This window comes from Reyranella sp. (genome assembly GCF_965249915.1).
Lineage (GTDB): Bacteria > Pseudomonadota > Alphaproteobacteria > Reyranellales > Reyranellaceae > Reyranella.
In genome coordinates this window covers 568682-580974 of the sequence record NZ_OZ252257.1, presented here as the reverse complement: position 1 = coordinate 580974, position 12293 = coordinate 568682, and the positions used below count along the sequence as shown (strand labels likewise).

The 12293-nt window shown below is 66.5% G+C and carries 13 protein-coding genes; 5 read left to right on the top strand and 8 right to left on the bottom strand.

The window, feature by feature from the left end; translation table 11 throughout:
• Positions 1–11 precede the first annotated feature (11 nt).
• Positions 12–986, top strand: coding sequence for an NAD(P)H-dependent flavin oxidoreductase (locus tag ACP15H_RS02785; RefSeq protein ID WP_425064701.1), 975 nt, complete (start codon positions 12–14; stop codon positions 984–986).
• 183 nt (positions 987–1169) lie between these two features.
• On the opposite strand, the gene ACP15H_RS02780 is transcribed toward ACP15H_RS02785, so the two are convergent.
• Together ACP15H_RS02780 and ACP15H_RS02775 are read right to left on the bottom strand one after the other, a co-directional pair.
• The gene (locus ACP15H_RS02780) at positions 1170–1562 is read right to left on the bottom strand and encodes a hypothetical protein (protein WP_425064700.1); all 393 of its coding nucleotides are present in this window, start codon (positions 1560–1562) and stop codon (positions 1170–1172) included.
• A 30-nt stretch (positions 1563–1592) separates the two neighbouring features.
• Positions 1593–2342, bottom strand: coding sequence for a VOC family protein (locus ACP15H_RS02775; protein ID WP_425064699.1), 750 nt, complete (start codon positions 2340–2342; stop codon positions 1593–1595).
• Between the two features lie 43 nt (positions 2343–2385).
• Here ACP15H_RS02775 and ACP15H_RS02770 point away from each other — a divergent pair, with 43 nt between their 5' ends.
• Positions 2386–3336 carry a branched-chain amino acid ABC transporter permease gene (locus ACP15H_RS02770; RefSeq protein WP_425064698.1) on the top strand — a complete coding sequence of 317 codons (951 nt, stop codon included), beginning with the start codon at positions 2386–2388 and terminating at the stop codon, positions 3334–3336.
• Positions 3337–3339: 3 nt separating this feature from the next.
• On the opposite strand, the gene ACP15H_RS02765 is transcribed toward ACP15H_RS02770, so the two are convergent.
• Positions 3340–4131: an enoyl-CoA hydratase gene (locus ACP15H_RS02765; RefSeq protein ID WP_425064697.1), complete on the bottom strand. Its 792-nt coding sequence runs from the start codon at positions 4129–4131 to the stop codon at positions 3340–3342.
• 116 nt (positions 4132–4247) lie between these two features.
• On the opposite strand from ACP15H_RS02765, the gene ACP15H_RS02760 reads away from it, so the two are divergent.
• On the top strand, positions 4248–5105 hold the full coding sequence (locus ACP15H_RS02760) for an enoyl-CoA hydratase-related protein (protein WP_425064696.1): 858 nt from the start codon (positions 4248–4250) through the stop codon (positions 5103–5105).
• On the opposite strand, the gene ACP15H_RS02755 is transcribed toward ACP15H_RS02760, so the two are convergent.
• Positions 5081–5788 (bottom strand): SDR family oxidoreductase, encoded by a 708-nt coding sequence (locus ACP15H_RS02755; RefSeq protein WP_425064695.1) that lies wholly within the window; start codon positions 5786–5788, stop codon positions 5081–5083. The genes ACP15H_RS02760 and ACP15H_RS02755 overlap by 25 nt on opposite strands.
• A gap of 81 nt (positions 5789–5869) precedes the next feature.
• The gene (locus ACP15H_RS02750; protein WP_425064694.1) at positions 5870–6451 is read right to left on the bottom strand and encodes a TetR family transcriptional regulator C-terminal domain-containing protein; all 582 of its coding nucleotides are present in this window, start codon (positions 6449–6451) and stop codon (positions 5870–5872) included.
• Positions 6452–6569: 118 nt separating this feature from the next.
• On the opposite strand from ACP15H_RS02750, the gene ACP15H_RS02745 reads away from it, so the two are divergent.
• Complete coding sequence (locus tag ACP15H_RS02745) at positions 6570–7577, top strand: NADPH:quinone oxidoreductase family protein (protein WP_425064693.1); 1008 nt, start codon at positions 6570–6572, stop codon at positions 7575–7577.
• Between the two features lie 3 nt (positions 7578–7580).
• Here ACP15H_RS02745 and ACP15H_RS02740 read toward each other — a convergent pair whose 3' ends face one another.
• Complete coding sequence (locus ACP15H_RS02740; RefSeq protein WP_425064692.1) at positions 7581–7946, bottom strand: hypothetical protein; 366 nt, start codon at positions 7944–7946, stop codon at positions 7581–7583.
• Positions 7947–8051: 105 nt separating this feature from the next.
• Entirely contained in the window at positions 8052–8882 is an 831-nt protein-coding gene (locus ACP15H_RS02735; protein WP_425064691.1) for an enoyl-CoA hydratase/isomerase family protein, read from the bottom strand.
• Positions 8883–8936: 54 nt separating this feature from the next.
• Between ACP15H_RS02735 and ACP15H_RS02730 the strand changes: the two genes are divergently transcribed.
• A complete protein-coding gene (locus ACP15H_RS02730) occupies positions 8937–9980 on the top strand; it encodes a threonine aldolase family protein (RefSeq protein ID WP_425064690.1) in 1044 nt (347 codons plus the stop codon).
• A gap of 112 nt (positions 9981–10092) precedes the next feature.
• Here ACP15H_RS02730 and ACP15H_RS02725 read toward each other — a convergent pair whose 3' ends face one another.
• A complete protein-coding gene (locus ACP15H_RS02725) occupies positions 10093–12237 on the bottom strand; it encodes a hypothetical protein (protein ID WP_425064689.1) in 2145 nt (714 codons plus the stop codon).
• Positions 12238–12293: the final 56 nt, after the last annotated feature.

Sequence of the window (12293 nt, the reverse complement as noted above, 5' to 3'; positions counted from 1 at the left end):
GGAACGGCAAGATGATCAAGACGCGCTTCACCGAGATGTTCGGCATCAAGCACCCGATCGTGCAGGGCGGCATGCAGTGGGTCGGCCGCGCCGAACTCGCCTCGGCCGTGTCGAACGCGGGCGCGCTCGGCATCCTCACCGGCCTCACCCAGCCGACGCCCGAGGATCTGCGCAAGGAGATCAAGCGCTGCCGCGAGATGACGGACCAGCCGTTCGGCGTGAACCTCACCATCCTGCCGACGCTCGTGCCGCGTCCCTACGGCGAGTACATCGACGCCATCATCGATTCGGGCGTCAAGATCGTCGAGACCGCCGGCAACAATCCCAAGCCCTTCCTGCCCAAGCTCAAGGAAGCGGGCGTGAAGGTGATCCACAAGTGCACCGCGGTCCGCCACGGCCTCTCGGCCGAAAAGGCCGGCGTCGATGCGATCTCGATGGACGGCTTCGAATGCGCCGGCCACCCGGGCGAGGACGATGTGCCGAACCTCGTGCTGCTGCCGGCGGCCGCCAACGTCATCAAGATCCCGATGATCGCCTCGGGCGGCTTCGCCGACGCGCGCGGCCTCGTGGCGGCGCTGGCGCTGGGCTGCGAGGGCGTCAACATGGGCACCCGCTTCATGGCCACCAAGGAAGCGCCGATCCACCAGAACGTGAAGGAGAAGATCGTCTCCTCCGACGAGCGCAGCACCGCACTGATCCTGCGCACCATGCGCAACACCAGCCGCGTCTACGGCAACAGCATCGCCAAGAAGACCATCGAGATGGAAGGCGAGGGCAAGACCATCCAGGAGATCGGCCCGATCGTCGCCGGCGCCAAGGGCAAGGTCGTCTACGAAACCGGCGACATGGAGCACGGCATCTGGTCGGCCGGCACCTGCATGGGCCTGATCAACGACATCCCGTCCTGCAAGGAGCTGGTCGAGCGCATCGTCCGCGAAGCCGAGGAGATGATCCGCGGCCGCCTCGCCAAGTCGCTCGCGGCCTGAAGTCATTTCGAGCAGAAATCGAATCTGCGTCGAATTTCCCGATAACCTCATCCTGAGGAGGCTGCGCAGCAGCCGTCTCGAAGGATGGGCTACACGCACACCGTCCGTTGCCCATCCTTCGAGACGCCGCGCTATGCGCGGCTCCTCAGGATGAGGCGGTGTGGTTAACCTGAGACGAAAACTCTAACGCGGTCGCGCGCGGTAGCGCTTCCAGCTTCGCCACAAGAGACCGCCGAGCGGCGGCAGGAAGCACAGACCGGCGACGATCATGGCCATCGCCACGACGACGCACCCCCAGCCCCGCCGAAGGCCCACGACGCAGTCCCAGTCGAGGGACATGAAGAAGAGCGCGGCCGGAAAGACCGGATTGAGGACGGTGGCGACCGGCCAGAGCTGCCACACCGGCGCCTCGACGCCGGGTTTCCATTGGCACACCAGCGAACTCACGACCGCGCCGGCCAGCATGCCGACGCCCCCGATCAGCATGGCTTCGCCCGCCAGAAAGGCGCCCGCCCCCGCGCCCACGAGAAGGGCGGTGACGAGGTGACCCATGACGAAGGGGGTGATGCGCAGCACGATCCCGCTTCTATGCCTGAACTCGGCCTCTCAGACGAGATTGATGCGGCAGCCGCAGACCTCGACCTGAGCGGGACCCATCTTGCGGCCGTGCTTCTCGGCGGCGGCCAGCACTCGGTCGCGATCGACGACGGTCACGTCGTAGGCCGAGACGCCGGGGCCACGCCCGTCGACGATCGGCACGAAGCGGATCTGCGATCCGTCGAGCCGGATGATGTTGTCGACCGCCGGCCGGTCGAGGATGCGCGACCAGGAGGCGGCGGCGCCGTCGGGATCGTCATGCTGGATCTCCACGCCGGCCAGACCGTTGGTGACGTCCGAGCGGGCATGTTTCGTCCAGTCCTTCTCGGCGGGCGGCCACCACAAGGCCGGATCGATCCCCGGCGGCGCGAAAGTCGTGTCGAGCGACAGCAGCACGCCGTTCGTGTCCGAGGGATGGAAGTGGGTGTACTGGTACTCGGGCAGGTCCTTCTCGGCCACGGCACGCACGCCGAGCGCGGTGACGCGCTGGCGCTCGGCCACCGCATCGGGCACCTGCAGGATCACCATGTAGCCGCCGTCGCCGTGGCGGCGCTCGATGTAGCGGCCGGCCGACGTGCCGTCCCTGAACGGCGACACGATCTCGAGAAAGTCGTTGCCGGTCGGGCAGACGACGTTGGCCAGGCCCCACTTGGCGACGCCGGGATCGCGATAGGCGACCTCGAGGCCGAGAATGTCGCACAGCTCCTCGGTGGAGCTTTCGAGGTCTTTGCAGACGAAGACGCATTGCCTCAATTTCATCGCTTCGCTCCCATTCCTTCGTTGTGTGGTCTATCGTAACGCCATGCGGACCGTATGGACCATGGGCTTCGTGTCGGCGGCCGCGCTCTCGTTCTGCTTCCCGGATTTCGTCGTCTTCCGCTTCACGCAGGCGGCGATCTGGTCGATCGCGCTGATGGGTCTCGTGATCCTGTGCGGCGTGAGCGGACAGTTCTCGCTGGCCCAGGCGGCGCTGTTCGGCATCGGCGGCTATGGTGCGGCGATGCTGGCGGCCCACACGCCGCTCTCGCCCTATGCCGGGCTCGCCCTCGCCCCGCTGCTGGGCTTCGCCGCGGGCTATGGCATCGGCCGGGTCGCCGGTTCCCATACACTCTGGACTCAGGCCCTCGTCACCTACGCCGTGGTCATCGCCTTTCCGCAACTGCTGCGCTGGCGGCCGATCGAGCAGTGGACCGGCGGCGTGCAGGGCCTCTATCTCGACTTCCCGACGCCACCGATCGGGCTGCTCAGCAACGATCGCTGGGCCTTCCTGATGGCGCTCACGCTCCTGGCCGCCGCCATGTGGCTGGCGCACAATCTGATCCACAGCCGCGCCGGCCGCGCGCTGAAGGCGGCGCGCGATCACGATTTCGCAGCGACTGCCCAGGGCATCCGGGTGCCGCAGGCGCGCGCCGCCGCCTCCGGGATCGCCGGAGCCTATCTCGCCGTCGCCGGCTGCCTGTCGGCCTGGCAGTTCGGATTCGTGGGACCGGGCAGCTACAATTTCGCGCTGTCGGTCCAGATGCTGTTCGGGCTGGTGATCGGCGGCATGCACTCGGCCGGCGGCGCGATCCTGGGCGGGCTCTTCCTGCAGTTCTCCCCCGACGTGACGGCGGGGCTGGGCAAAGGCTATTCCGCCCTGCTCTACGGCGTGCTGCTGATCGCCGCCATGGTGGCGATGCCCCAAGGCATCGCGGGCGGCGTGGCGGGCACGCTGGCCCGCCTCGCCACCCGGCTGAAGCTCAGACGCCCTTGAAGTCTAGAGGCCCTTGAAGTTCGGGGCGCGCTTCTCGACGAAGGCGCGGGCGGCTTCCTTGTGATCTTCCGTCTCGCCGGTGCGGATCATGCGCGCGGCCTCGCTGTCGAGCGCCTCGGAAAGGGTGCCCTCTTCCGCGACCTTCATGTTCTTCTTGGCGTGCCACCAGGCAACGCGCGGGCCGGCGGCCAGCTTCTTGGCGAAGGCCATCGTCTCGGCATCGAGATTGGCATCGTCGACGATGCGGGTGGCGAGGCCGAGCTTCTCGATCTGCTCGGCGTTCAGGATCTCGGCCGTGAAGTAGAGCTCGCGCGCCTTCGACGTGCCGACCAGCTTGTGCAGGAAATAGTGCGAGCCGAAATCGCCCGAGAAGCCCACCTTGGCGAAGGCGGTCGTCATGCGCGCGCTCTTGCCGGCGAAGCGCATGTCGGCGGCGAGCGCCAGCGACAGGCCGGCGCCGGCCGCGACGCCGTTCACCATGGCGATCGTCGGCTTGCCCATCTCGTGCAGCAGCTCGGAGACCTTCATGCGCTCGCGGATGTCGTGGACCTTGTCCTCGTAGGTCTTGTCCTGGTCGCGGCCCGCCGCCATCGACTTCACGTCGCCGCCGGCACAAAAGGCCTTGTCGCCCGCGCCGCGCACCACGACGCAGCCGATGGCGCGATTGCCCGCCGCTTCCTCGAGCGAGTCGGAAAGCGCCTGCATCATGTCGCGGCTCAGCGCGTTCATGGCCTCGGGACGGTTGAGCACGATCTTCATGACGCCGTCTTCGACGGTCTTGATCAGGTGGGACATAGACTTCCTCCGGGATTGCGGTTGGCGGGTGTTGCGGCGAATGTTTCCCAAACCAATGAGTCGCGCAACGACATTCCGTCTTGCTGGGCGGAACCAACCCGGGAGGGAGTCTGACCATGGCCTACGAGACCCTGCTGACCGAGCTGAACGGCGGCGTGATGACCGTGACGCTCAACCGGCCCGACAAGCTCAACGCCTTCTCGACCACGATGAGCCGCGAGCTGATCGACTTCTTCCAGCGCGTGAACGCGATGGACGAGGTGCGCGCCATCGTCGTCACCGGCGCCGGCCGCGCCTTCTGCGCCGGCGCGGACATCTCCGGCGGCACCGCCGCCTTCCAGGTGTGGAACGACGGCAGCAAACCCGAGAAGCGCGAGGCCGGCGACTCGATCACGCTCGCGATCTTCAACTGCCTCAAGCCCATCGTGGCGGCGATCAACGGCGCCGCCGTCGGGGTCGGCATCACCATGTGCCTGCCGATGGACATCCGCATGATGTCGAGCACCGCGCGCATCGGCTTCGTCTTCAACAAGCGCGGCATGGCCATGGAGGCCGGGAGCTGCTGGTTCCTGCCGCGCCTGGTGGGCATGCAGCAGGCGCAGGAATGGGTCATGACCGCCGAGCTGTTCGGCGCGGACGAGGCGCTGAAGGGCGGCCTCGTCCGGTCCGTCCATGCGCCGGAGGAATTGCTGCCGGCGGCGCAGGCGCTGGCCGCGAAGTTCGCCGCCTCGACCTCCTCTGCCGTGGCGGCGGCGGTCAACCGGCGGCTGATGTGGAGCATGTGGGGCGCGCAGGATCCGCTCGACGCCGTGACGCTCGACCTGCAATGCGTCGGCCATCTCGCGGCCGGCGCCGATGCGCAGGAAGGCATCAAGTCGTTCTTCGAGAAGCGGGCGCCCGCCTTTCCCCTCAAGCCCTCCAGGGACATGCCGCCCTTCGGGCCGTGGGCTCAGCCCGCGGGCGGCAGGAGGTAGACGCCGGGCTCGGCCGACAGGTTCTGCTTGATGCGACGGCTGACCTCGTCGGCCAGGATCTCGGATTTGCCGGCCTCGAGAGCCTCGAGCACCTGCCGCGCCACATCCTCGGGCTTCGACTTCGGCGCCGCGACCTCGCGCACCATGTCGGTGTCCATGTAGCCGACATGCAGGGCGAGAACCTGCGTGCCCTGCCCGCGCAGCTCGTTGCGCAACCCGTTGCTGAACGCCCAGGCCGCCGCCTTGGAGGCAGAGTAGGTCGAGGAAGACGGGAACGCGACCCAGCTCAGCGCCGACAGCACGTTCACGATCGCGCCGCCGCCATTGCGGCCCAGGATCGGTGCGAAGGCGCGACTGACGAGCACCGGCCCGAAGAAGTTGGTCTCGAGTTCGGCGCGCACCGCCTCGACACCCGTCTCCCCGAGAAAACCCGAGCCGCGTATGATGCCGGCATTGTTGATCACGAGGGTGACGTCGCCGAGATCGCGCGCCGCGGCGGCCACCTCTCCCGCATTCGTCACATCGAGCCGGACCGGCTCGACGCCCGGCTGCTTGACCGAGGCGGGATCGCGGGCGGCCGCATAGACCTTGCGGGCGCCGCCGGCGAGAAGCGCCTGGGTGAAGGCGAGCCCCAGGCCGCGATTGGCGCCGGTCACGAGGGCAACTGAGTCCTTGATCTGCACGATACGTCTCCGATGGGTCAAGATGACCGGTCGTCTTGATATGGAGGCGACGAGATGGTTCTTCGAGAGAGTTTTCCTGCGTCAGATCAGAATTTTGTTGAAGGCGACCGACATGAAGGCGTCGAGCGGCGCTGCGCTCTTGTCGACCCGCGACCGCAGGACCGCGCCTTCCCAGGCGTTGAGCAGGAACGCCGCCAGCGTGGCGGCAGGGACATCCCGGCTGACATCGCCCGCCTGCTGGGCCTCCGCCACGACCTGCGCAATGTCCTTGGTCCACTCGGTCATTGCGCCGGCGACGGCGCCCCGGATGCCGGGACTCTGGCTCGAAAGCTCGGCGCTGAAATTGCCGAGCAGGCATCCCCGGCTGAATCCGGTCGCCGGTCCGAGCTGGTTGAGGGACCTGAAATAGGCTTTCAGCCGGGCGAGCGGTGCGCCCGCTCCCCCGACCAAGGCCTGCCGCCGCTCGGCGCCCTTGGCGACGTAGCGCTCGACCACCTCGATACCGATCGCGTCCTTGCTCTCGAAGTGATTGTAGAAAGATCCCTTGGGAACCTTGGCGGCATCGGTGATGTCCTGAACACCGGTGGCATTGAAGCCGTGCTTGTGCAGGGCCTCGAGCGCCGAGGTCAGCAGCCGTTCCCGGACGTTGGTCTTTTGTGCCATGTCTTTCGATATGACCGGTCGCCTTGCCATTTCAAGAGCGGTGAGGCGCAGACGGTCTTTTGCGATCGACGACCGCAGATCGTAAGGTCCCGCCGGGCGAGCTGAACCGAGGAGAGACATGCGGGCGATGATCTGCCGCCAGTGGGGCGGGCCTGAGGATTTGCGACTGGAAGAGGTCGAATCGGCACCGCTGAAGGCCGGTCAGGTGCGCATCCGGATTCGCGCGGCCGGCGTCAGCTTCGCCACGACTCTGGTCATCGCGGGCAAGTACCAGCGGCGGCCGCCCTTCCCCTTCGCGCCCGGCACCGAGGCGTCGGGTGTGGTCACGGAAGTCGACCCCGCCTGCACACGGGTCAAGGTGGGCGACGAGGTCGTGGCCGTGCTCGACTGGGGCGGGCTTGCCGAGGAAGTCGTGGCCCATGAGGTCAACGTCTTTCCGAAGCCCAGCACCGTGGGCTTCGTCGAGGCGATCCAGCTCGCCATCTCCTATCCGACGTCGGCCGGCGCCCTGACCTGGCCCGAGGCGCTCGACGTGCAACGCGGCCACACGCTGCTGGTCCACGCGGCGGCGGGCGGCGTCGGCATGGCCGCGGTCGAGATCGGCAAGATCCTGGGCGCGACGGTGATCGCCACCGCGGGCGGCCCGCGCAAGACGGCGTTCGCCAAGGCCCATGGCGCCGACCACGTGATCGACTACAACGCGACCGACTTCCGCGAAGAGGTTCTGAAGATCACCGGCGGACGTGGCGTCGACCGGGTCTACGATCCGGTGGGCGGCGACGTCTTCACGCAATCGCTGCGCTGCATGGCCGTGGGCGGCCGCATCTGTCCCATCGGCTTCGCCAGCGGCACGATCCCGCAAGTGCCGGCCAACATCCTGCTGGTGAAGACCCTGGCCGTCATGGGCTTCAACTACGGCTACTATGTCGGCTGGAGCCCGCACGATGCACGCTTCAAGGAGGCGCCGCGCACCTTCGCGCTGGCGGAGCGAATTCACGGCTGGTGCGAACAGGGGCTTTGCCGGCCGCATGTCGACCGGACCTTCGCCCTTCCCGACGCCCCGCAGGCGATGCGCGCGCTCCTCGAGCGCAGCGTCACCGGCCGCGTGGCCATCGTGATGGGCTGACGGTTACTTCTTCGTCAGCTTGCCTTCGAAGACGCAATAGCCGTCGAGCTTGATCTTGGAATCGCCGTCCTTGATCTGGCCGATGACGTCCATCAGGCCGCCACCGCCGACCATGGCCGCGGTCTTGATGGCGCCGTTCTTGCCAAGAGTCGTCTCGAACGTGCGCTCCGGCCGACCGTCCTGCTGGAACCGCCCCTTCACGATGTCACCGTCGACCGTGAGGTCGATGACCATCTTGTAGGTCGGGCATTTGCCGCTGCCCGGGACGTTCGTGCCGTAGCCGGTCCAGGTGTAGGCGACCGGCTCCGCCTGCGCCGCCCCGGCGGCGAGCATGAGGGCCACGGTCGTTGCGGCAAGGATCCTGGTCATTCTCTCTGGCTCCAATCGGGGGCGTTTTCCGAACGTCTAGTTTAGCCAAACTGGTCGGAAAAATCGCCCTTTTGAGGGCGCCACGGTTTCAGTCCCCGTGCAGCGCTAGCGGCCGGCGAAGTGCGGCTCGCGCTTCTCCAGGAACGCCTTGATGCCCTCCTTCATGTCGTCGGTCTGCATCAGCGGCAGGAGCTGCAGGAAGACGTGATGGACATGCTCGTTGAACGGTTCGTTCCACGCCATGCGCATCATTCGCTTCGCCGCCTGGATGGCGAGCGGTGCATTGGCGGCGATCTCCAGCGCCAGCTCGCGGGCAGCCCCCATGACATCGGCGTCCGGCACGACCTTGTTCACCAGGCCGATCTCCAGCGATTGCGCGGCGGTCAGGGTCCGGCCGGTGAAGATCAGCTCGGCCGCCTTTGCCCATCCCAGCATGCGCGGCAGGTACCAGGTGCCGCCGGACTCGGGCAGCACGCCGCGCTTGGCATAGGAGGCGGCGAGCTTGGCCGACTGCGCCATCACCCTGATGTCGGCGCCCAGCGCCAGGTCGAGGCCGTAACCGGCCGCAGACCCGTTGAGGGCGCAGATCACCGGCTTGTCCATCGCATGCAGGACCGGCGGCGGCGTGTTGCGCAGGTCGATGTTGGTCGGCGTGGCGCCCGAGCCGACGCTCAGATTGTCGGTGCCCTTGTTCTGCGCCTCGAGGTTCAGCCCAGCGCAGAACGCGCGGCCCGTGCCCGTCAGGATCACCACGCGCACGGCGCGGTCCTCGTTCGCCTTCACCAGCGCATCGGTGAGCTGCTTCAGCATCGGGCCGGAGATCGTGTTCATGCGCTGCGGCGCGTTGAGCGTGATCGAAGCGATCGCGCCGTCGACGGCGTAGAGCAGCTCCTCCGGCATGACCGAAGCTGTGGGTGCGGCCGCAAATTGGCTCATGTTTCCTCCTTCTGGCGATTGCCGTTATGGTGGCGCAGGAGATCAGAACACGCCATGCAAAACCGTTTCATCGACCTTTACAGCGACACCAAGACCAAGCCCTCCCCCGGCATGCGGAAGGCGATGGCCGACGCCGAGGTCGGCGACGAGCAGAAGATGGAAGACCCCACCGTCAACCGCCTGCGCGACCGCGTGTGCGAACTCCTCGGCAAGGAAGACGCGGTGTTCCTGCCGAGCGGCACGATGGGCAACCAAATTGCCATCCGCGTCCATTGCCGGCTGGGCGACGAGGTGATCGCCGACCGCACCGCCCACATCATCAATGCGGAAACGGGCGGCACCGCCGCCAATGCCGGCGTCATGATCCGCATGCTCGACGGCCCCCAGGGAGTCTTCACCGGCGAGCAGGTCAAGGAAGCCATCCGCGATCCCAACAGCCGCAACGCGCCGCGCTCGCGTCTCGTGTCGATCGAGAACACCTCGAACGGCGGCTGCGGCACCGTGTGGCCGCTCGCCACCATGCAGGGCGTGACCAAGGTCGCGCGCGAGGCCGGCCTCAGCCTGCACATGGACGGCGCGCGCCTCTGCAACGCGGTCGTCAAATCGGGAACGAAGGCCAGCGACTACGCCGCCTGCGTCGACTCGCTGTGGCTCGACTACACCAAGGGCCTGGGCGCGCCGGTCGGCGCCAGCCTGGCGGGCTCGAAGGAATTCATCCACGAGGCGTGGCGCCAGAAGCAGATGCTGGGCGGCTCGATGCGCCAGTCCGGCATCATCGCCGCTGCCGCGCTCTATGCCCTCGAACACAACTGGGACCGCCTCGCCGAGGACCACGACAATGCCCGCCATCTCTCGGAGGGCATCGCCAACATCAAGGGCCTGAAGATCGACGTGCCGCGTATGGAAACCAACCTGGTCTTCTTCGAGGTCACCAAGCCCGGCTGGACGCCGGCCCGGCTGGTCGAGGCCTGCAAGGAGCGCGGCGTCGGCATGGGCACCGCCGCCGGCAACCGCATCCGCGCCGTCACCCATCTCGACGTCAACAAGGCCGACATCGACAGCGCCCTCAAGGTGATCAGCGACGCACTGGCGGCTTAAGAGGAAAAAGATTCTCGTTGGAGCGCGCCACTCCCGTGGCGCTCATACCTGCCCGCGTTCGAAGAGATGAGCGCAACTGGAGTTGCGCGCTCCCTCGAGTATTGTCACCGCACTACGGCACTGCGTGGCCGCGGCGGACCCATTCCTGGACCAGGTAGCGCAGATCGAAAAAGGGCCTGTCGGCATAGTCGAAGCGCCACGCGCCACCTACTTCGCGGCCCGCCAGACAATAACCTCTCTGCTTGAGGTCGCGGTCGACGACCAGTTTCAATCCAGCCTCCAGGTCGCCGCGCCGCGCCAGCGCCACCGCTTCAAGGCCCGTTGCCGTATCCTGGACACACGCTCGCTGACCTTCATCCAGCGATGCGAGCGCGGCGGGTGGATTTCGCCGCCAGAGGTCGATCTCGTCGCTCGAGCCGGTCCACGCCAAAGCGTCCATGACCGACAGCCAGTTCTCGATTTTTTCCCAGGCTTCGCCAAACCGAGGGGAAATCTCGAGTTTGGAAACATCGAGGGTCGGTTCGAGTTCGCGCAGCAACATGACACTCACGAAGACTTCCCTTCCCTCCGAAAGGAAGTCGCGCAGCATGGCCTTGGTCCGGTCGATACGCCCCTGCATCAACAGAAAGTGGACCGCAATGGTGTCTGGCCCCGGCTCGACCTCGAGATAGGCGTCGAGCATCGCCGCAGCCTGTTGTTTCATCTCCGCGTTCAGCAGCACCCCCACCAGCCGCAGCAGCGCCCGATCACCGTGGAACTGCAGGTGCACGCCCGGATGCTCGGCCGACAAGGATCGCGCTTCACGTCCCCGCCCTTCCCATACCAGCGCGTTGAAACGGAGCGTCGGCTCAAGGTTCGGCGAAGCGCGCCGGATCCGTTCCTTCTCCAGATCGGACAGCGACAATATACGCTGCGCGATTGGGCTATGTGGATAGTCCCAGAGAGTTTGCTCCGCCGCGTTGGCAGTAAGAATCGTCGCCGACAATCCGTCCAGCGCGCCCCCGACGGCGAAGCGCGACAGCATCAACGATTTTCTGGAGGCCTGATACACATGGCGATGCCCGAAGTACCGCCCCAGCAGTTTCTGGAATTCTTCGTCGGCCATGCCCTCCGGCTTTCGCCCCAGGAGCGCCAGGTTGACCGGATCAACGGCATTCTCCGCGTTGTCGCGGTCCTGAAGGGCGATCAGCCGATCGATCAGTTCGAGTGAGCCTGGGGCGTTTCCTGCCCCCGCAATCGCTTCCCCCAGGTGTGCACCGACAGATATTTCACGGACGGGCCCTGGTTCACCCCGCAGTCCGCTCGACGACGCCACCCCGACACTCCGCCGCCGCCACTCCGGCCATTCGTTCCACAGCTTCGAGTCGCAGGGCCCTCGACTCACATTAAGTCCGAGCGACTTGGCCACAAACCGTGAGTCCGGATCGTCGAGCACGGCACGAGCCAGGCGCTGCACGCTTGCCGTATCGCCGCGGCGGCTCTCCGTCGCGGCGAGCCTGGTCAGCATTTCGATGCCGGCCCTCTTCTTTCGACCGTCAGCCGCTAAACTCTCCCGCGCCACGGTCTCGGCCTGCCGGGTCAGCCCGAGCTGCCCCAGAATATCCGCTCTAGAGTCGGCCCACGTCGGATCGGTCCATTTCAACGCGGCAAATCCTGCCAGATCGTACCTGTTCTCCCGGCAGAGATCCTTGATGCGACCGACACTCTTCCCGTCCTCATCGCGCGACAGGAAATCGATCAAGGCCTCGCGGGCATCGGCATCGACCAGGCGTTGGAATTCGTAGTCTCGTCTTGCCTTCTCGAAATAGTGAGCATCATCAATGAGGATATGCAGGAGTCGGTAGACACGCTCAGGCTCGAGATACCGCTCGAAGAGCCTCACCGCTTCCCATTGCCATTCGTCCAGAAGCCCGCGGTCCTTGCCGAAGTGGCCCAGCCCGTCGGAGATCTCGAGCAGTCGCTTCGCCGTGTCCCGCAAGTCGCGCTCTATCGGAAGGGACAGCAGGGCCGTGTACCCCTCGATCAGCATCCGTTGCCGCAGGGCCGGGTCTTTCTCTCGTCCCGCGCGCGCAATGTAGGTGTCGACCAATTCCGTCGCGCGCCGCAGCGAGGTGCGGCTCCCGTTCGATTGCGCGTCGCCGTCTGACGACGTCCCGAGTGCCACGGCCAGTGCCGCGACGACGATGACCCATCGCGCCCAAATCCATGGTCCCATCCTCGTCGGGCGAAGCTGAATGGTATGGATCGTGCGCTTCAAGTGACACCCGCCGGACGCTATGAGGGCGACGCTATCGCAACCTTGGATGGCCAGCA